Source organism: Streptomyces deserti, from assembly GCF_054782695.1.
Genome location: NZ_BAAGRZ010000001.1, coordinates 381,491 through 401,851, shown reverse-complemented (window position 1 = coordinate 401,851; position 20,361 = coordinate 381,491). Strand labels below are relative to the sequence as shown.

13 protein-coding genes and 1 pseudogene are annotated in these 20,361 nt (G+C 69.9%); 8 read left to right on the top strand and 6 right to left on the bottom strand.

Features of this window, described 5'->3' with window-relative positions; genetic code table 11:
• Positions 1-204: 204 nt before the first annotated feature.
• From ACYVMZ_RS01845 to ACYVMZ_RS01815, 7 genes are all read left to right on the top strand, one after another.
• A complete protein-coding gene (locus tag ACYVMZ_RS01845; RefSeq protein WP_461074687.1) occupies positions 205-1,473 on the top strand; it encodes an extracellular solute-binding protein in 1,269 nt (422 codons plus the stop codon).
• Between the two features lie 111 nt (positions 1,474-1,584).
• A complete protein-coding gene (locus ACYVMZ_RS01840) occupies positions 1,585-2,589 on the top strand; it encodes a carbohydrate ABC transporter permease (protein ID WP_461074685.1) in 1,005 nt (334 codons plus the stop codon).
• 13 nt (positions 2,590-2,602) lie between these two features.
• Positions 2,603-3,514 carry a sugar ABC transporter permease gene (locus tag ACYVMZ_RS01835; protein ID WP_461074683.1) on the top strand — a complete coding sequence of 304 codons (912 nt, stop codon included), beginning with the start codon at positions 2,603-2,605 and terminating at the stop codon, positions 3,512-3,514.
• Positions 3,515-3,666: 152 nt separating this feature from the next.
• Positions 3,667-5,361 (top strand): glycoside hydrolase family 13 protein, encoded by a 1,695-nt coding sequence (locus ACYVMZ_RS01830; protein ID WP_461074681.1) that lies wholly within the window; start codon positions 3,667-3,669, stop codon positions 5,359-5,361.
• Between the two features lie 204 nt (positions 5,362-5,565).
• Positions 5,566-6,939, top strand: a complete 1,374-nt coding sequence (locus ACYVMZ_RS01825; protein WP_461074679.1) for an alpha-amylase — start codon at positions 5,566-5,568, stop codon at positions 6,937-6,939.
• Between the two features lie 415 nt (positions 6,940-7,354).
• On the top strand, positions 7,355-12,757 hold the full coding sequence (gene pulA, locus ACYVMZ_RS01820; RefSeq protein ID WP_461074677.1) for a pullulanase-type alpha-1,6-glucosidase: 5,403 nt from the start codon (positions 7,355-7,357) through the stop codon (positions 12,755-12,757).
• Positions 12,758-12,796: 39 nt separating this feature from the next.
• A complete protein-coding gene (locus ACYVMZ_RS01815; protein WP_461074675.1) occupies positions 12,797-13,162 on the top strand; it encodes a 5-carboxymethyl-2-hydroxymuconate Delta-isomerase in 366 nt (121 codons plus the stop codon).
• Between the two features lie 67 nt (positions 13,163-13,229).
• Here ACYVMZ_RS01815 and ACYVMZ_RS01810 read toward each other — a convergent pair whose 3' ends face one another.
• The 3 genes and pseudogenes from ACYVMZ_RS01810 to ACYVMZ_RS01800 all read right to left on the bottom strand — a co-directional run.
• On the bottom strand, positions 13,230-13,919 hold the full coding sequence (locus ACYVMZ_RS01810; protein WP_461074673.1) for a TetR/AcrR family transcriptional regulator: 690 nt from the start codon (positions 13,917-13,919) through the stop codon (positions 13,230-13,232).
• 68 nt (positions 13,920-13,987) lie between these two features.
• Positions 13,988-15,910, bottom strand: a complete 1,923-nt coding sequence (locus tag ACYVMZ_RS01805; protein ID WP_461074671.1) for a hypothetical protein — start codon at positions 15,908-15,910, stop codon at positions 13,988-13,990.
• A gap of 48 nt (positions 15,911-15,958) precedes the next feature.
• A pseudogene (locus ACYVMZ_RS01800) lies at positions 15,959-16,081 on the bottom strand (tetratricopeptide repeat protein); the annotation flags it as partial.
• A 96-nt stretch (positions 16,082-16,177) separates the two neighbouring features.
• Between ACYVMZ_RS01800 and ACYVMZ_RS01795 the strand changes: the two are divergent.
• Positions 16,178-16,609: a hypothetical protein gene (locus ACYVMZ_RS01795; RefSeq protein WP_461074669.1), complete on the top strand. Its 432-nt coding sequence runs from the start codon at positions 16,178-16,180 to the stop codon at positions 16,607-16,609.
• 80 nt (positions 16,610-16,689) lie between these two features.
• Here ACYVMZ_RS01795 and ACYVMZ_RS01790 read toward each other — a convergent pair whose 3' ends face one another.
• The 3 genes from ACYVMZ_RS01790 to ACYVMZ_RS01780 all read right to left on the bottom strand — a co-directional run bounded on the left by ACYVMZ_RS01790 (position 16,690) and on the right by ACYVMZ_RS01780 (position 20,329).
• Positions 16,690-18,222 (bottom strand): DUF1996 domain-containing protein, encoded by a 1,533-nt coding sequence (locus ACYVMZ_RS01790; protein ID WP_461074667.1) that lies wholly within the window; start codon positions 18,220-18,222, stop codon positions 16,690-16,692.
• Between the two features lie 203 nt (positions 18,223-18,425).
• Positions 18,426-19,079: a response regulator transcription factor gene (locus ACYVMZ_RS01785; protein WP_461074665.1), complete on the bottom strand. Its 654-nt coding sequence runs from the start codon at positions 19,077-19,079 to the stop codon at positions 18,426-18,428.
• Positions 19,064-20,329, bottom strand: a complete 1,266-nt coding sequence (locus ACYVMZ_RS01780) for a sensor histidine kinase (RefSeq protein WP_461074663.1) — start codon at positions 20,327-20,329, stop codon at positions 19,064-19,066. The genes ACYVMZ_RS01785 and ACYVMZ_RS01780 overlap by 16 nt, the downstream gene beginning before the upstream one ends.
• Positions 20,330-20,361 lie beyond the last annotated feature (32 nt).

Sequence of the window (20,361 nt, the reverse complement as noted above, 5' to 3'; positions counted from 1 at the left end):
CCGGGTCCCCGCCGATCAGCCAGAAAGCCGGGTTTCACGGGGATCGAGGAGAGGTCACGGCCGGATAACCATCGTCAGCTCTTGCGGTTTTTTGCTGCAAGGTCTTTCGCAAGCCTTGCAGGCGCAGCTACTCTCACCGACGCCCGGCCGCCGCGACGGCGCAGTCGGCAGCACCAAACGGGCTTTCACCCTCAAGGAGAACTCATGCGGCGTGGCATAGCGGCCACCGCGCTGGTGGCGTCCCTCGCCCTCACGGCGACGGCGTGCGGCTCAGACAGCGACAGCGGCGACAAGGCCGGTCCGGTCACCCTCACCTGGTGGGACACCTCCAACGCCACGAACGAGGCACCGACGTACAAGGCCCTGGTCAAGGAGTTCGAGGCCGCCAACAAGGACGTCAAGGTCAAGTACGTCAACGTCCCCTTCGACCTGGCGCAGAACAAGTTCGACACCGCCGCCGGTTCCAAGGGCGCCCCGGACGTGCTGCGCTCCGAGGTCGGCTGGACCCCCGCCTTCGCCAAGAAGGGCTTCTTCCTCCCGCTGGACGGCACCGAGGCCCTCGCCGAGCAGGACAAGTTCAAGCCCAACCTGATCGAGCAGGCCAAGTACGAGGGCAAGACCTACGGCGTCCCCTTCACCACGGACACCCTCGCCCTCGTCTACAACAAGGAACTCTTCAAGAAGGCCGGCGTCGAGGCCCCCAAGACCTGGGACGACCTGAAGAAGGCCGCCGCCACCATCAAGGACAAGACCGGCGTCGACGGCTACTGGGGCTCCACCCAGGCCTACTACGCCCAGTCCTTCCTCTACGGCGAGGGCACCGACACCGTCGACGTCGACGCCAAGAAGATCACCATCACCTCGCCCGCGGCCAAGAAGGCCTACGGCACCTGGCAGAGCCTCTTCGACGGCAAGGGCCTGCACAAGGCCGACACCACCGCCGACGCCTACGCCCACATCCAGGAGGCGTTCGTCAGCGGCAAGGTCGCCTCGATCATCCAGGGCCCGTGGGAGATCACGAACTTCTACAAGGGCTCGGCCTTCAAGGACAGGAACAACCTCGGCATCGCCACCGTCCCGGCCGGCTCCACCGGCAAGGCCGGCGCCCCGACCGGCGGCCACAACCTCTCCGTCTACGCCGGCTCCGACGAGGCCCACCAGAAGGCCGCGCTGAAGTTCGTGAAGTTCATGACCTCGGCGAAGGCCCAGGAGACCATCGCCCTGAAGAACTCCACCCTGCCGACGCGCGACGACGCCTACACCGCCGAGGTCAAGGCCGACCCGGGCATCGCCGGATACCAGACGGTCCTCTCCGCCGCCCAGCCGCGCCCGGAACTGCCCGAGTACAGCTCCCTGTGGGGCCCGCTGGACACCGAGCTCAACTCGATCGCGGGCGGCAAGAAGTCCCTCGACAAGGGCCTGAGCGACGCTGAGCTCGCCATCGCCAAGCTGGTGCCGGACTTCAGCAAGTAGCCCGACGTGGCCGCCGGATCCCCCGGACGCATGGGGCGGAGTGATCCGGCGGCCACCGGCCTGTGTGCCGTACCCCTTGATCCAGCAGGACTCCGAGAAGGTTGTCGAACCATGACAGTCGCCATCGACCGCGCGACCGGCAAGCGCCGCGGGGAGCGCGCCCCGCGGCCCGGGCCGGCCCGGCGCCTGAAGCACAGCTACCAGAAGTACTGGTACGCCTACGCGATGATCGCCCCGGTGGCGGTCGTCCTCGGGGTCATCGTGCTGTACCCCCTGGCGTACGGCTTCTACCTCACGCTCACCGACGCCGACAGCCTCAACAGCGCCCGCACCATCGGCATCAACGAGATCGCGGCCACCTACAAGTTCATCGGCTTCGACAACTACGCCGACATCCTGTGGGGCCCGACGGCGTACGACCGCTTCTGGTCGCACTTCGTCTGGACGATCGTGTGGACGGCGGCCTGTGTCGCCCTGCACTACGGCATCGGCCTGGGCCTGGCCCTGCTGCTCAACCAGAAGCTGCGCGGCCGCACCTTCTACCGGCTGGTCCTGATCCTGCCGTGGGCCGTGCCGACCTTCGTCACCGTCTTCGGCTGGCGCTTCATGCTCGCCGACGGCGGCATCATCAACTCCGGCCTGGAGTTCCTGCACCTGCCGACGCCGGCCTGGCTGGAGGACACCTTCTGGCAGCGGTTCTCCGCGATCATGGTGAACACCTGGTGCGGTGTGCCGTTCATGATGATCTCGCTGCTCGGCGGACTGCAGTCCATCGACGCCTCGCTCTACGAGGCCGCCGAGATGGACGGCGCGAACGCCTGGCAGCGGTTCCGGTACGTCACCCTGCCGGGCCTGAGGTCCGTCAGCTCCACGGTCGTCCTGCTCGGTGTCATCTGGACCTTCAACCAGTTCACCATCATCTTCCTGCTGTTCGGCGGCACCGCCCCCGAGGCCGACATCCTCGTGACCTGGGCGTACTTCCTGGGCTTCGGGCAGCAGCCGCGCGAGTTCGCCGAGTCCGCGGCCTACGGCATGCTGCTGCTGGCCATCCTGATCGTCTTCACCTCCTTCTACCGCCGCTGGCTGAACCGCAATGACCAGCAGCTCGCGATCTGAGGCAGGAGTCCCCATGAGCACGACCACTGTCGACACCGCCGCCGCGAAGACCGAGCACAGCCCCGCGGCCGACCGGCCACGCAAGGTCCGCCGGCGCGGTGAGGGCGGTCTCCTCGCCTCCCTCACCTCCCACGGCATCCTGATCCTGGCCAGCGTCGTCGCGCTGTTCCCGGTCGCCTGGCTGGTCTTCCTGTCCCTCGGCCCGGACAAGGACGACTACCTGCACCCCGGACGCATCTGGGACAAGATGACGCTCGACAACTACGCCTTCGTCCTGCGGGAGACGAGCTTCTTCGACTGGCTCAAGAGCTCCCTGATCGTCTCCCTCGGCACCACCGTCATCGGCGTCCTGGTCGCCGCCACCACCGGCTACGCGGTCTCCCGCATGCGCTTCCCGGGCTACAAGAAGTTCATGTGGGTACTCCTTGTGACCCAGATGTTCCCGGTCGCCGTCCTGATGGTGCCGATGTACCAGATCCTGTCCGAGCTTCAGCTCATCGACAGCTACCTTGGACTCATCCTCGTCTACTGCTCGACGGCGGTGCCGTACTGCGCCTGGCTGCTCAAGGGCTACTTCGACACCATCCCGTTCGAGATCGACGAGGCGGGACGCGTCGACGGGCTGACCCCCTTCGGCACGTTCGCACGGCTGATCCTGCCGCTCGCCAAACCAGGGCTGGCGGTCGCCGCGTTCTACAGCTTCATCACCGCGTTCGGCGAGGTCGCCTTCGCCACGACGTTCATGCTGGACGACGAGAAGTACACGCTCGCCGTCGGCCTGCAGAGCTTCGTGAGCGAGCACGACGCGCAGCGCAACCTCATGGCCGCCACCGCGGTCCTGATCGCGATACCCGTCTCCGTGTTCTTCTACCTCGTGCAGAAGAACCTGGTGACCGGCCTCACCGCAGGCGGCACGAAGGGCTGATCCTCCTTCGTACGCGGACTCCCGCGCGCTCGCCGCGCGGGGTGGCGGCCGCGGTGCCCATCCGACCCCGCTGTCACCGCGGCCGCCTCGTCACCCACCCGCCGACCCACGCCTCCATGACCCGAACTTCTCCGTTACGCATCAAGGACGACATGAGCCAGCAGCACTCCGCCGCCCCGGCCCCCGGCCCCCTGACCGACTCGGCTGTCGCCACCGTCACCAAGCACCGCGACTGGTGGCGGGACGCGGTGATCTACCAGGTGTATCCGCGCAGCTTCGCCGACAGCAACGGCGACGGCATGGGCGACCTGGAGGGCGTACGCTCCCGCCTGCCGTACCTGCGCGACCTCGGCGTGGACGCCGTGTGGCTCAGCCCCTTCTACGCCTCGCCGCAGGCCGACGCCGGCTACGACGTCGCCGACTACCGGGCCGTCGACCCCATGTTCGGCACCCTGCTCGACGCCGACGCGCTGATCCGCGACGCCCACCGGCTGGGCCTGCGCATCATCGTCGACCTGGTCCCGAACCACTCCTCCGACCAGCACGAGTGGTTCCGGCGGGCGGTCGCCGAGGGCCCGGGCTCCCCGCTGCGGGAGCGCTACCACTTCCGGCCCGGCAAGGGGAAGAACGGCGAACTCCCGCCCAACGACTGGGAGTCCATCTTCGGCGGCCCGGCGTGGACCCGGGTCACCGAGCCCGACGGCACGCCCGGCGAGTGGTACCTGCACCTCTTCGCCCCCGAGCAGCCCGACTTCAACTGGAACCACCCGGCCGTCGGCGACGAGTTCCGCTCCATCCTGCGCTTCTGGCTGGACATGGGCGTCGACGGCTTCCGCATCGACGTCGCCCACGGCCTGGTGAAGGCCGAGGGCCTGCCCGACCTGGGAGCCCACGACCAGGTGAAGCTGCTGGGCAACGATGTCATGCCGTTCTTCGACCAGGACGGTGTGCACGAGATCTACCGGCAGTGGCGCCGCATCCTCGACGAGTACGCGGGCGAGCGCATCTTCGTCGCGGAAGCCTGGACCCCGACCATCGAGCGCACCGCGAACTACGTCCGCCCGGACGAGCTGCACCAGGCCTTCAACTTCCAGTACCTCAGCACGCACTGGGACGCCGAGGAGATGCGCGAGGTCATCGACCGCACGCTGGAGGCGATGCGCCCGGTCGGCGCGCCCGCCACCTGGGTGCTGTCCAACCACGACGTCACCCGGCACGCCACCCGCTTCGCCAACCCGCCCGGCCTCGGCACCCAGATCCGCCTGGCCGGCGACCGCGAACTGGGGCTCAGGAGGGCGCGGGCGGCGACGCTGCTGATGCTCGCGCTGCCCGGTTCGGCGTACCTCTACCAGGGTGAGGAGCTCGGGCTGCCCGACGTCGTCGACCTGCCCGACGAGGTGCGCCAGGACCCGGCCTACTTCCGAGGCGCCGGCCAGGACGGCTTCCGGGACGGCTGCCGGGTGCCGATCCCGTGGACCCGGACCGGGTCGTCGTACGGCTTCGGCAGCGGGGGCAGCTGGCTGCCGCAGCCGGAGGGCTGGGGCGAGCTGAGCATCGAGGCGCAGACCGGGGTGCCCGGCTCGACGCTGGAGATGTACCGGGCCGCGCTCGCCGTGCGCCGGGAGCAGACCGACCTGGGCGCGGGCGACTCGGTGGAGTGGCTGCGGGCGCCCGAGGGCGTGCTCGCCTTCCGGCGCGGGGAGTTCGTGTGTGTCGCGAACACCACCGGCGAGTCGGTGCGGATCCCGGCGTACGGGCGGGTGCTGCTGGCGAGCGGCGACGTGGCCGAGACGGGCGGGGAGGCGAAGGTGCCGGCCGACACGACGGTGTGGTGGTCGACCGGCTGACGCCCCCCGGACGACCCCCGGACGACCGCCTGACGCCCTGACAGGCCCTGCGGCTATTTTCTTGAATCGCGTACGGCCCGCTGCCCTTTCGGGTGGCGGGCCTTTAACATCTGCGTCACCGCAAGGTTGCTGAAGCTTTCAGCAAGAGCCTTCAGCTGTGCCTTGCGCTCCCCACAGTGCCTTCGATGAAGAAGGAACCCACACATGGCACGCAGATCCCTCTCGGGGGCCCTCGCCCTGGCGACGGCCGCCCTTGTCATGACCCCGGCTACCGCACAGGCCTCCCCGCCCGGCACCAAGGACGTCACCGCCGTCCTCTTCGAGTGGAACTTCGCCTCGGTCGCCCGCGAGTGCACCCGGACCCTCGGCCCCGCCGGATACGGCTACGTCCAGGTCTCCCCGCCCGCCGAGCACATACAAGGCGCGCAGTGGTGGACGTCGTACCAGCCGGTGAGCTACAAGATCGCGGGCCGCCTCGGCGACCGCGCGGCCTTCCAGAACATGGTGAACACCTGTCACGCGGCCGGCGTGAAGGTCGTCGTGGACGCGGTCGTCAACCACATGTCGGCGGGCAGCGGCACCGGCACGGGCGGCTCGTCGTACACGAAGTACACCTACCCGGGCCTGTACTCGTCGTACGACTTCGACGACTGCACCTCCCAGATCAGCAACTACCAGGACCGCTGGAACGTCCAGCACTGCGAACTGGTGGGCCTCGCCGACCTCGACACGGGGGAGGACTACGTCCGCCGAGCTGTCGCCGGCTACCTGAACGACCTCCTCTCCCTGGGCGTGGACGGCTTCCGCATCGACGCGGCGAAGCACATCCCGGCCGCCGACCTGGCGAACATCAAGTCCCGCCTGACGAACCCGTCCGTGTACTGGAAGCAGGAGGTCATCCACGGCTCCGGCGAGGCGATCCAGCCGACGGAGTACACGGGCAACGGCGACGTCCAGGAGTTCCGCTACGCGTACGACCTCAAACGCGTCTTCAACAACGAGAACCTCGCCTACCTGAAGAACTACGGCGAGGGCTGGGGCTACCTGAACAGCGGCGTCGCGGGCGTCTTCGTCGACAACCACGACACCGAGCGCAACGGCTCGACGCTCAGCTACAAGGACAACGCCAGCTACACCCTCGCCAACGTCTTCATGCTGGCCTGGCCCTACGGCGCCCCCGACATCAACTCCGGCTACGAGTTCACGGACACGGACGCGGGCCCGCCGAACGGCGGCCAGGTGAACGCCTGCTGGCAGAACGGCTGGAAGTGCCAGCACGCCTGGCCGGAGATCATGCGCATGGTCGCCTTCCGCAACGCGACCCGGGGTGAGCCGGTCACCAACTGGTGGGACAACGGCGGTGACGCGATCGCCTTCGGCCGGGGCGCCAAGGGCTTCGTGGCCATCAACCACGAGCCGGGCCCCCTGACCCGGACGTACCAGACGTCCCTCCCGGCCGGGACCTACTGCAACGTCCAGAACAACACGACGGTGACGGTGAACGGCTCGGGCCAGTTCACGGCGACACTGGGCAGCAACACGGCACTGGCGCTGTACGCGGGCAAGTCCAGCTGCTGAGCCCGCCCCTGCGGCAGGCACTGGCATGATCACCGCCATGCCTGCCGTGACGGTGGTGGTCCTCAACGCGGGCACCAGCAGCAAGCCCGTGTCGTTCAGCCTGCGGAACATCGGCTTTCACCACCGGCACGGCGACCCCGTACCTCACCGACACCACGCACAACACCGCGCGGCAGCCCGCGCTCGCCCTCAGCGGGGGCTCGCTGAACGCCACGCTTCCGGCCCGGTCGCTGGTCACCTACACCCTCAAGCGGTAGCCGCTGAGCCAACGAGCGAGAAGCCCGGCCACCCTTCGGCGGCCGGGCATTGAAATCTCTTGCTCTTGGTTTCAGGACTCTTGCTGTAAGGCTTTCGTCGGCGATACGGTCGCGCGGGGTCGGACCCAAAGAGCCGCAATCGCAAGGAGTTCCCGCCCGTGATAACGAGATGGCCGGTGCCCGCGAGGCGCCGTACCCGACGAGTGAGACGCGTCGCCGCCGTCACCGTCGCCGCGCTCGCCGCAGCCCTTGTCCAGCCCCTGGCCGCGCGCGCCGACACCCCGCCCGCGCCGCCGTCCGACGCCGAGCTGGCGAAGGCCGCCGCCCGGCACGACCTGACCCGCGAGCAGTTCTACTTCGTCCTGCCGGACCGTTTCGCCAACGGCAGCACGGCCAATGACCGGGGCGGGCTCACCGGTTCCCGCCTCACCACCGGCCACGACCCCACCGACAAGGGCTTCTACCAGGGCGGCGACCTCAAGGGCCTGACCAAGAAGCTGGACTACATCAAGGGCCTCGGCACCACCGCCCTGTGGATGGCCCCGATCTTCAAGAACCAGCCCGTGCAGGGCACCGGCTCCAACGCCTCGGCCGGCTACCACGGTTACTGGATCACCGACTTCACCCAGGTCGACCCGCACTTCGGCACCAACAAGGACCTCGAAACCCTCATCGACAAGGCCCACGCCAAGGGCATGAAGGTCTTCTTCGACGTCATCACCAACCACACCGCCGACGTCGTCGACTACGAGGAGAAGTCCTACGACTACCTCTCCAAGGGCGCCTTCCCCTACCTGACCGAGGACGGCGAGCCCTTCGACGACGCCGACTACGCGGTGGGGAACAGGGACTTCCCCGCCGTGGACCGCGACTCCTTCCCACGCACCCCGGCCGTCCCCGCCGCCAAGAAGAACCTCAAGGTCCCGTCGTGGCTCAACGACCCGGCGATGTACCACAACCGCGGCGACTCGACGTACGCCGGCGAGTCGACCACGTACGGCGACTTCTCCGGCCTCGACGACCTGTGGACCGAGCGTCCCGAGGTCGTGAAGGGCATGGAGCGGATCTACCAGCGCTGGGTACGGGACTTCGACGTCGACGGCTTCCGGATCGACACCGTGAAGCACGTCAACATGGAGTTCTGGACGCAGTGGGCCACCGCCCTCGACGCGTACGCGGCCAGGCAGGGCCGGGACGACTTCTTCATGTTCGGCGAGGTGTACTCCGCCGACACCTCGGTCACGTCCCCGTACGTCACCCAGGGCCGTCTCGACTCCACGCTCGACTTCCCCTTCCAGGAGGCGGCCCGCCAGTACGCCTCGCAGGGCGGCAGCGCGCGGAAGCTCGCCGCCGTCTTCGGTGACGACTACAAGTACACGACCGACAAGGCCAACGCGTACGAGCAGGTCACCTTCCTCGGCAACCACGACATGGGCCGCGTCGGGCACTTCCTCAAGCAGGACAACCCCAAGGCCACCGACGCCGAACTCCTCGCCAAGGACCGGCTCGCCAACGAGCTGATGTTCCTCAGCCGCGGCAACCCCGTCGTCTACTACGGAGACGAGCAGGGCTTCACCGGCTCCGGCGGCGACAAGGACGCCCGCCAGCCCCTGTTCGCCTCCCGCACGGCCGACTACCTCGACGACGACCAGATCGGCACCGACCGCACCCACGCGAGCGACGCCTACGACACGCGAGCACCGCTCTACCGGCAGATCAGCGCTCTCGCCAAGCTGCGCAAGGCCCACCCGGCCCTCGCCGACGGCGTCCAGCAGGAGCGGTACGCGGCCGACGGCCCGGGCGTCTACGCCTTCTCCCGCACCGACGCGAAGACCGGCACCGAGTACGTCGTCGCCTTCAACAACGCCGACGAGGCCAAGTCGGCGACCTTCCCGACCGGCTCGGCGAACATGCCGTTCCGGGGCATCTACGGAACGGCCGACTCCGTGACGTCCGCCGCCGACAAGAAGGTCACCGTCACCGTTCCCGCCGGTTCGGCCATCGTCCTCAAGGCGGCCGGCAGGCTCGCCCCGCCCGCCACCAAGCCGACGCTCACCCTCAAGGCACCGGCCCCCGGCGCCACCGGCACCGTCGAGCTCACCGCCGACGTCGACGGCGGGCAGCTCAACCGGGTCGTCTTCGCCGCCCAGACCGGCGACGGCACATGGCAGACCCTCGGCTCCGCCGACCACGCCCCGTACAAGGTCACCCACACCATCGACAGGGACGTACCGGCCGGCACGGCCCTGCGCTACAAGGCCGTAGCGATCGACTCGGCCGGGCGCACGGCGAGCGCCACGGCCGCGAGCAGCACCGGCACCCCGCCCGCCGAGCAGCCCCCCACGGCCTCCTCCCGGGACTACGCGATCGTCCACTACAAGCGCACCGACGGGAACTACGAGGACTGGGGCCTGTACGCCTGGGGCGACCTCGCCGACGGCGAGTCCACCACCTGGCCGGACAGCCACCCCTTCACCGGCCGTGACGCCTACGGCGCCTTCGCCTACGTCAAGCTCAAGCCCGGCGCCTCGAACGTCGGTTTCCTGGTCATCGACAAGGACGGCGACAAGGACGTCGCCGCCGACCGCACGATCGACGTCACCAAGACCGGCGAGGTGTGGATCGAGCAGGGCAAGGCCGACGTACGCACCGACCGGCCCGAGTACCCGGCCCAGGACAGGACCAAGGCCGTCCTGCACTACCACCGTGCCGACGGGAACTACGACGGCTGGGGCCTGCACGTGTGGACCGGTGCCGCACACCCCACCGACTGGTCGAACCCCTTGAAGCCGGTGAAGACTGACCCGTATGGCGCGGTCTTCGAGGTTCCGCTCACCGAGGGTGCCACCAGCCTCAGCTACATCATCCACAAGGGCGACGAGAAGGACCTGCCCGCCGACCAGTCGCTCGACCTCAGGTCGAACGGCTACGAGGTGTGGCTGGTGAGCGGCCAGGAGAAGTACCTGCTCCCGCAGCCCGCGGGCTCCGCGGCCGCCCTCGACCTGACCACCTCCAAGGCGGTCTGGATCGACCGGAACACCGTCGCCTGGAACGGCTCCGAGGCTGCCGCCTCGACCCAGCTGCGCTCTTCCCGCACCGGCTCCATCAAGGCCGACAACGGGGTGCTGACCAGCACGGACGAGCGCTGGCTGCGCCTGAACAAGACGTCCCTGACCGACGCCCAGAAGGCGAAGTTCCCGCACCTGAAGGAGTACACCGCCTGGTCCGTCGACCCGCGCGACCGCGACCGGGTCCGCGAGGCCCTGCGCGGCCAGGTCGTCGCCTCCCAGCTGGCCGCCAACGGTGCCGTGCTCGCGGCGACGGGCGTCCAGATCGCCGGAGTCCTCGACGACCTGTACGACGCGACGTCCGCCGACCTCGGCCCCACCTTCCACCACGGCCGTCCCACCCTCGCGGTCTGGGCCCCCACTGCCCAGAACGTGTCCCTGGAGCTGGACGGGTCCCTGAGGCCCATGCGCCGGGACGCCGCCACCGGCGTCTGGTCCGTCACCGGCCCGGCGTCCTGGAAGAACAAGCCGTACCGGTACGTCGTGAAGGTCTGGGCGCCCAGCGTCCGCGAGGTCGTCACCAACAAGGTCACCGACCCGTACTCGGTGGCCCTGACCACCGACTCGAAGCGAAGCCTCGTCGTCGACCTGGACGACAAGGCCCTGAAGCCCAGCGGCTGGTCGACGTACGCCAAACCCAAGGCCGTCCCGCTGAAGGACGCCCAGATCCAGGAGCTGCACATCCGCGACTTCTCGATCGAGGACAAGACCGCCCGGCAGCCCGGCACCTACCTCGCCTTCACCGACGAGGACAGCGACGGCAGCAGGCACCTGCGCGCACTCGCCCGGGCGGGCACCTCGTACGTCCATCTCCTGCCCGCCTTCGACATCGCCACGATCCCCGAGAGGAAGGCCGACCAGGCCACCGTCGACTGCGACCTGGCCTCCTACCCGGCCGACTCCGACCAGCAGCAGGAGTGCGTGGCGAAGATCGCCGCCAAGGACGCCTACAACTGGGGCTACGACCCCTTCCACTACACGGTCCCCGAGGGCTCCTACGCCACCGACCCGGACGGCACGGCCCGTACGGTCGAGTTCCGCGAGATGGTGAAGGCGCTCAATGAGGACGGCCTGCGGGTCGTGATGGACGTCGTCTACAACCACACCGCCGCCAGCGGCCAGGCGGACACGTCCGTCCTCGACCGGATCGTGCCCGGCTACTACCAGCGGCTCCTCGCCGACGGCTCGGTCGCCAACAGCACCTGCTGCGCCAACACCGCCACCGAGAACGCCATGATGGGCAAGCTGGTCGTCGACTCGGTCGTCACCTGGGCCAGGGAGTACAAGGTCGACGGCTTCCGCTTCGACCTCATGGGCCACCACCCGAAGGCCAACATCCTCGCGGTCAGGAAGGCCCTCGACGCGCTCACGCCCGAGAAGGACGGCGTCGACGGCAAGAAGATCATCCTGTACGGCGAGGGCTGGAACTTCGGCGAGATCGCCGACGACGCCCGCTTCGAGCAGGCCACCCAGAAGAACATGGCCGGCACCGGCATCGCGACCTTCTCCGACCGCGCCCGCGACGCCGTGCGCGGCGGCGGCCCCTTCGACGAGGACCCTGGCGTGCAGGGCTTCGCGTCCGGGCTGTACACCGAGCCCAACTCCTCGAAGAGCAACGGCACTCCGGCCGAGCAGAAGGCCCGCCTGCTGCACTACCAGGACCTGATCAAGGTCGGGCTGAGCGGGAACCTCGCCCGCTACACCTTCACGGACACCAGCGGCAAGCAGGTCAAGGGCTCCGAGGTCGACTACAACGGTGCCCCCGCCGGATACGCGGACGCGCCCGGCGACGCCCTCGCCTACGCCGACGCGCACGACAACGAGACGCTGTTCGACGCGCTCGCCTTCAAGCTGCCCACCTCCGTGAGCGCCGCCGACCGGGCCCGCATGCAGGTCCTGGCCATGGCGACGGCCACCCTCTCGCAGGGCCCGGCCCTGTCCCAGGCGGGCACGGACCTGCTGCGCTCCAAGTCCCTGGACCGCAACTCCTACGACAGCGGCGACTGGTTCAACGCCATCCACTGGAACTGCGCCGACGGCAACGGCTTCGGACGCGGACTGCCGATGGCCGCCGACAACAAGGCCAAGTGGCCTTACGCCAAGCGCTTGTTGACGTCCGTCGAGGTGGCCTGCCCGCAGATCGACGCGGCCTCGGCCGCGTACCGGGACCTGCTGCGGATCCGTACGACGGAGCAGGTCTTCTCCCTCGACACGGCCGAGCAGGTGCAGTCCCGGCTCTCCTTCCCGCTGTCCGGGAAGGACGAGACACCCGGCGTGATCACCATGAGGCTCGGTGACCTCGTCGTGGTGTTCAACGCGACGCCCGAGCGGCAGGAGCAGCGGATCACGGCACTGTCCGGGACCGCCTACCGGCTGCACCCGGTGCAGGCGGGGGGCGCGGACGCGGTGGTGAAGACCTCGTCGTACGAGGCGGAGACCGGCTCCTTCGCCGTGCCGGGGCGCACGGTGGCGGTGTTCCGCCAGCTACGGTGATCCCCGCTGTCATGGAACAGTCGTAGAACAGGAGCGCTCATGCCGCAGATCACCGTCGACTACTCCGAGCAGCTCGCGGACGGCTTCGACCGGCCCGGGTTCGCCAGGGCGCTGCACACCGCCGTGGTCGACATCGCGGCCGCCAAGCCGCCGGCGTGCAAGACGCGGTTCCGCCGGACCGAGGACATCGTGGTCGGCCCCGACACCGAGGGGCACGCCCTCGTGCACGTCCACATCGCCCTGCTCGCCGGCCGCACCGACGAGACCAAGTCCCGGCTCACGGAGGCGGTCCTGGAACTGCTGCGGCAGTACGTGAAGCCCGCGGGAGGTCTGGCGCTGCACGCCTCGGCCGAGGTGCGCGACCTCGACCCTTCGTACCGGAAGTTCGAAACCCAGGGAAGTTAGGAAACCCAGCAAACCCGGAAGACCCGGGAAATCTGGCAAAGCCAGGAAATGCGGGAAGCCAGGAAGGCTAGGACGCAAGGGCCATGAGCCGGCCGGCCAGGTCGCTGAACGGACCGTCGGCCGGCTCGTCCTTGAGGATGCGGCGCAGCAGGGCGCCCATCTCCTCGTCGTACGCGGCGCTGACGGCGGCCAGCGCGGCGAAGTCGTGCACGAGCTGGGCCTCCAGCTCGGCGCGCGGGATGCGCCGGCCGTCCAGCCAGAGCAACGCCGTCGACTCGGCGAGCGAGATCCAGGAGCGGACGACCAGTTCCAGTCGCGCGGGCGGGTCCGTCACGTCCAGATGCGAAAGGATCTGGACATACGCGGCCTGCCGTACGGAGTCGATGAGCGCGTTCGTCGTCGACGAGCCGACCGCCGGGCCGCCGCGCATCAGGGCGTAGAAACCGGGGCCGTGCTCGTCCACGAAGTCGAAGAAGCGGCCCATCACCCGCAGCAGCCGCGCCCCCAGCGGGCCCTCGCGCGGCTCCACGAACCGGGCCGCCAGATCGTCCGAGGCACGCTTCAACGCGGCCTCGTACAGGCTGAGTTTGCCGGGGAAGTAGTGGTAGACCAGCGGGCGCGAGATGCCCGCGGCCGACGCTATCTCGTCGATGGAGACCTCGTCGGGCGAGCGGCGGCTGAACAGTTCGAGGGCGACGCCGATCAACTGCTGCCGTCGCTCCTCGACTCCCATTCTGCGGCGTACCCCGGTAGTCATGCGAACACCTTACCGATCGAATCCGGCCTCGAACGGGCCGGACCTGTTACCGGCGTTCACCTGCCGTGTCAGCGCAGTCCGCTGATCGACCGCCCGTCGTCCAGGGTCCCCTTCAGGTCGGCCCGTGCCCCCTGCTCGGCCCGTACGGCCAGCAGGTGCCCCTGTGCGGAGCCGTCGATCCCGCCCGTCGCCCGGACCGACGTCGTGTCACGGCTGCCGGCCGCCAGCAGGTACCAGTTGCCTCCCGCCGACTTCCACAGCACACCGGCGAGCACGTGCGCGAAGCGCGCCCCGCACGCCGGGGAGTCCTCGGCCCGCGCCGTCACCGCCCCGTACTTCCCGCCCGGCGTGCGGAACTGCGCCAGCACCCGGGCCCCGGCACCGCGCCAGGTCTCCGCGCGCGTGCACACCCACGCGGCCGACCCGCTCGCGTCGGGCAGCGGCTGCTCGGCGAACTCCCAGGCGTTCACGCTCCGTACGCCAGCGCCGCGCACCGCGCTCAGCGAGCAGGCGTACGGCGCCCAGGTGCGCTGCGCCGCCGCGCCCGACGCGTCAACGGCGGAGCCCGGCCGCCCGGTGGTCAGACGGGCCGGGACCAGTTCGCCGAGGTCGGTCAGCAGCCGCGTACCGGTGTCGTCGGTCAGCTGGAGCACGTTCCACGAGGTGCACGCGCCGGACCGCAGCGCCGGGCTGGCCAGCGGCGAGGTCACCCCGTCGGTCAGGGGCAGGTCCATGGCCCCGGTGCCGGGCTTCAGCAGGTCCCGCTCGGCCGCCTTGCGCACCCAAGGCGCCGTCAGATAGCGGACGTTGCCGTCGGCCCGGCCCAGTACCACCGCGCTCGCCTCGGCCCTGGTCGCGCCGTCGGTCCGGGCGAAGTCGAGGGCGGCGCCCTGCGTGCCGTCCTTCGGCTCGGCGTACCGGGCGATGCGCAGACCGTCGTGGAGGATCACCACGCGCGCGTTGTCGACGACCCCGGCGTACAGCAGCTGCGGCGGGCCGGCCGGACCGCCGGTCGGGGTGCCGGGCGTCGCCGACACCTTGACCCGCTCGCCGGGGCGGGCCCAGACGGCGAGCGCGCGGCGCAGCAGCGCGGTGTCGCCGGTCAGGTCGCCGCGCGCCGGCCACACCGAGAAGTCGGTGCGCGCGGCGGTCCGCCACGCGGTGGGGGAGACCCTGGTCAGCTTCCCGGGGTCCAGGGCGGCCTGGGCGGCCGGGTTCTGCGCGTACACGGGCGCGGCGGCCCCGTCCGGGCCCCAGCCCTCGCCGGGCAGTCCGAGCAGCGCCCCGCACACGAGGAGGGCCGCCCCGCCGGCCAGCGCGGCCTTCAGATGCTGCCGACGGCGCATCAGGTCGGTGGGCCGGGCCTGGAGCGAGCAGGGGTCGAACTCGGGGGAGTCGAGCAGCGGGTACTGGGCGGGCACCTCGTCGGCCTCGCACAGCGCGGCGTCCACGTCGGTGACGCCCGCGGCCGTGAGCACCCTGCGCACGTCACCGTCCGGGAGCCGCTCCAGACCGCGCAGCACGTACGCGGCGCGGCCCGGGCCGGACAGGGCGGACAGCCGCTGGTCCAGGGCGAGTTCCTCGGCGCCGCCGGAGCGCGGGAAGAGGCGCAGCCCCCACACCTGGGGCAGCAGCGGCGGCAGCTGGGACCGCCTGGGCCAGGCCCGGCGCCGCAGCGGCAGGCCCGCCTCCAGCGCCGTACGCACGACCTGGAGGCGGATCAGGGCGTAGCCCGGGTCGGCGTCACGGTCCGCCGACTGGGCCGGGATCACGGGGGCCGGGGTGCTGTCCCTGGGCAGGGCGCGCTGGGTGAGGGCGTGCGCGGTCATCACGCGCCTGCTCCGGCCCAGGCCCGGCGGCAGCACCAGGTAGGCCAGCCGGACGAGTCGTGGGTAGTGCTCGACGAGCGCGGCCTCGGCCTGTTCGACGTCGACGACCGGGCCGGCCGGGAAAGTGGGGGCGGGGCGCTGGGCGACATCCTGTGACTGCACGTTCAGCAGAACGAGGGAATCGGTGGATGGTCACCTGACTGCGGAGCGTTACGCCTCCGGCTCCACCAGAAGCCGCGCGTAGTTCGCCATCGACCGCTGGTAGCGCGGCGGATGGCGGGCGAGGGCGCCGAGCACGAGCGACAGGCCCTCGCGGTCGCGGCCGAGGCCGGAGGTATTTTGAGCGCTCCGCGCGCCACAGCCGTATCGAAGACGAGGGCCCCTCGCCGGGGCTCCGTGCGGCATGTCGTGGAAGGACCGGAGGAACAGATGAGGTTGACCCGACCGATGCTCGCGCTGGGCGGCGCGGTGGCGGTACTGGCACTGGCGGGCTGCGGATCCGGTGGGTCCGGTGAGGCGGCCGTGCCAAAGACGGCGACCGGCAGCCTGGAGCATCTGGCCGCCGAGGTGAAGTGCACGCCGAACATGCAGACGGACGCGGACACCATCCGGCAGGCCATCTGCAAGAACTCCGACGGCAAGTTCGTCCTCGCCACCTTCGCCACCGACCGCGGTCAGCGTGAGTGGCTGAACGGGGCGAAGGACTACGGCGGCTACTACCTCGTCGGCCGCAAGTGGGTCGCCGTCGGCGAGGAGAAGACGGTCACGGCGCTGCGCGGCACGCTCGGCGGGACCATGGAGGAGGGGTCCGCTCACATGAACCCCGGTGGCAGTCACAACAGGGGCAGCCACCACGGCTGACCTGGCAGGTCCTGGCAGGTCCGGCGGGCAGGCGAAAGCCGGCGGTGGGCATCCACCGCCGGCTTCCTACCGCGTGCGGACTACTGGCAGTCCTCGCCGTTGTTGATGCACTGGACCATCTCGTTCATCAGGTCCTCGTCGAAGAAGTTGATGAAGTCGTTGTGGTCGGTGATCGGCTTGTGCAGCTGCTCCGGGAAGGAGTCGATCGCGTACGCGTTGGCGACCTGTCCGTTCTCGATCTGCGGGGCCGGGATGTCGTAGACCAGCCGGACCTGCAGCTGGGGGATCGCCTGGAAGCCGTTCGGGCAGCTGCCGTTCGCCTGCACGAAGGCCACGTGCGTGCGGTGGTTGGCGCTGTCGATGTTCTGGCCGTCCCAGCAGCTCTGGAAGTTGGACGTCCGCACCACGGAGCTGCCCTCGGGGCAGATCGGGTACTTGTCCGTCACCTGACGGTCCTCGAAGCCGGTGCAGCTCCAGGAGGTGTTGGCGTTCGCGAGACCGTTGGTGAAGGACTTGGCGTCACCGGTGATGATGCGCAGGGCCTTCGGCATCGCGACGACGTCGCTCGTCCTGTTGCCGACGAACTTCAGCTGTGCCTCGCTGGGCTCGACGATCTTGCCGACGTTGCCGTCCTGACCGCCACCGGGCTGGTTCTGGTCGATGTCCTGCGTACCGTCCTGCAGACGGATCACCGGCCAGAAGTACGACGACTTGTCGCCCTGGTTCTGGCAGGTGGTGTCCGCCGCGGCCAGGTCCTCGTCGCTCGCGAACGCGTTGTTGCCCTGGTTGCCGACGTAGTCGTGGTGGTGCTGCGCACCGTTGCTGACGCCGGGGGCGACGATCACGTTGTCCGAGTTGCGGTTCTCGTTCTCGTTGGTGCCGCAGTTCGTGGTGAAGCTGCCCGTCGAACCGGTGTCACCGTTCGCGGCCAGGCCGTTCGGCAGGTTGCGGGAGCCCGGCTGGACGTCCTCGATGTTGATGAAGTCCTCGGCCGCCGGGCCGTTGCCGGCCTGACCGCCGTTGCCCTGGTCCTGGCCGCCGTCCTGGCCGCCGTCCTGGCCGCCGTCCTGGTTCTGGCCGTCGCCCTGGTCCTGACCGCCGTTGTTCTGGTCCTGGCCCTCACCGTCGTTGAGCTCGGGCTGGTCGGCCGGGACGCCCTGGCACTCGGCGAGCCGGTCGAGTCCCTGCGGAGCCTTGCCGCCCACGCGCTTGATGTTGATGCCGATCCGGTCGAGGGTGGCCACGCGCTTGGACTTCAGCGGGCCGAGGATGGCGTTGTTGACGAAGCCGGGGTCACCCGCCTGGGCCCGGCGCGTCTCCGCGAGACGCGTGTACGCGTCCGTGATCTGCCTGTCGAGCAGTGCCAGCTCCTTGGCGACGCCCTGGCGCGCGCGCTCCGGCACGTTCGTCAGCTTCTGGCCGACGTCCGGGCAGTTGATCGTCGCGATCTGCGCGGCCGTGGCCTTGGTGTTGTTCTGTGCCGAGTTCTCCTCGTGTGCCGATGCGTAGAAGTTCGCCCAGATCAGCCCGCCCCCACCGAGCGCTAGGGCCGCCGATGCGGCTATGGCCTTGGTGGCCAGCGGCGTACGGCGTTTTCTTGTGTTGCGTCCCATGGAACTCCTCTGACTTCCTTTTTCGGGGGCATCGAGGCGCCCGACAGGAGTGAAGCGGCTCCCTTCCATACGGAGGGCGTCCCACGGGTGTTCAACCGCCTCGGAAATAGTTGAGAGGTTCGTGAGGACACTGTGTCCTCAACAGACGCTGTAACACCGGGAGTTGCTGATCCTCCACGGCGGGTGAACGCGCGGGGCCGGTTTCACCGGCCGTGGTCGAGATACGCGAGAACCGCCAGCACGCGGCGGTTGTCGTCGTCCGAGACCTCCAGTCCCAGTTTCGCGAAGATGTTGGCGGTGTGCTTGGCGATCGCCCGTTCCGTGACGACGAGCCGGGCGGCGATCGCCGCGTTGGACCGGCCCTGCGCCATCAGCTCCAGCACCTCCAGCTCCCGGGGCGTCAGCCGCCCCAGCGGCTGGTCGCCGGCCGTCCGCCGGGCCAGCAGCTGCTGGATGACCTGCGGATCCATCGCCGTACCGCCCGCCGCCACCCGCCGTACGGCGTCCACGAACTGCTCCGCGTCGAACACCCGGTCCTTCAGCAGATAGCCCACCCCGCCGCTGCCGTCGGCGAGCAGCTCGCGCGCGTACAGCTGCTCGACGTGCTGGGAGAGGACCAGCACCGGCAGTCCGGGCCGCTGCCGGCGGGCCTGGAGCGCGCACTGGAGCCCCTCGTCGGTGTGCGTCGGCGGCAGTCGTACGTCCACCACCGCCACATCGGGTTGCTCCTCGGAAAGGGCCCTGGTCAGCTCTGGGCCGGACTCGACGGCCGCGGCGATCTCGAAGTCGTGGGCGTCGAGCAGCCGGACGAGTCCGTCGCGCAGCAGGAAGAGGTCTTCGGCTAGGACAACGCGCAAGGGATCTCCATGGTGACCATGGTGGGACCGCCCGCGGGGCTGCTGACGGCCAGGACGCCGTCGAATGTACCCAGCCGCCGCTCGACTCCGGCCAGGCCCGAACCGGCCCCGATCACCGCACCTCCCTTGCCGTTGTCGGTGACGGTGGCCCGCAGTCGGTCGTCGGTGTGATGCAGGTCGACCCAGATCCGGTCGGCGCCCGCGTGCTTGACGGCGTTGGTGAGCACCTCGCTGACGGCGAAGTACACGGCCGACTCCACGGGCGCCTCCGCCCGCCCGGGCAGCTCCACGTTGACCTCGGTCGGCACCGGCAGCCGCAGGGCCAACGCCCGTACGGCGTCGCCCAGTCCGCGTTCGGCGAGCACCGGCGGGTGGATGCCGCGCACCAGCTCGCGCAGCTCGGTCAGGGCCTCCACGGAGGACTTGCGGGCCTGCGCGATCAGCTCCTTCGCCTGGGCCGGGTCCTTGTCGAGCAGCGCCTCGATGGTCCCGAGGTCCATGCCCACCGCGACCAGCCGGGCCTGCGCCCCGTCGTGCAGGTCCCGCTCGATGCGCCGCAGCTCGGCGGCCGAGGAGTCGACGGCGTCGCGTCGCGTCTCGGTCAGCACCCGCACCCGCTCGGCCAGTTCACTCTGGTTGGAGGCGAGCACGGCCCGGGTGAGCCGGAAGTGGACCTGGAGCAGGCGCGGGGTGAAGAAGTGGGCGAGGACGAGGAGGACGGCGCCCAGGGCGGCGGCGCCGAACGCGGACGCCTGCCCGGTGATCGGCACGAACCCGTACCAGTACCCGTCGGGGAACACCCGCCACAGCCCCGCCGCCAGCGCGAACCCCTCCAGCGGATACAGGAGCAGTACGGCGGGCAGCAGCGCGGTGACGAAGCCCGCCGTCATGTCGGCCGGCAGCCACCTGAGGTCCCGCCAGGTCGCCGGGTCGCGCAGCATGCCGAAGGTGCGCCTCCACGGGTTGGCGTTCTTCGGCAGCGGCCGGTACGCGGGCGGAATCCGCACCCCGCCCCACTCCGCCGCGAGCACCCGCCGCCAGTTCGCGTACGTCCGCACCCCCGTCAGCACGTACGGCGTCGCGACGAGGCCGACACCGATCGGGATGAGCGCGAGGGAGACGGCGGACAGGACGAAGCACAGGACCGACCCGGGTAAGGCGACGAGGGCCAGTGCGAGCCCCCGTACCGCGGCCCGTCCGATGCCCCGCCCCGTCGTCCGCCCGTTGCCGTTCTTCGAGTCGATGGTCATGGCGTCAGTCTGGCCGAGCCGCCATCGGGGGT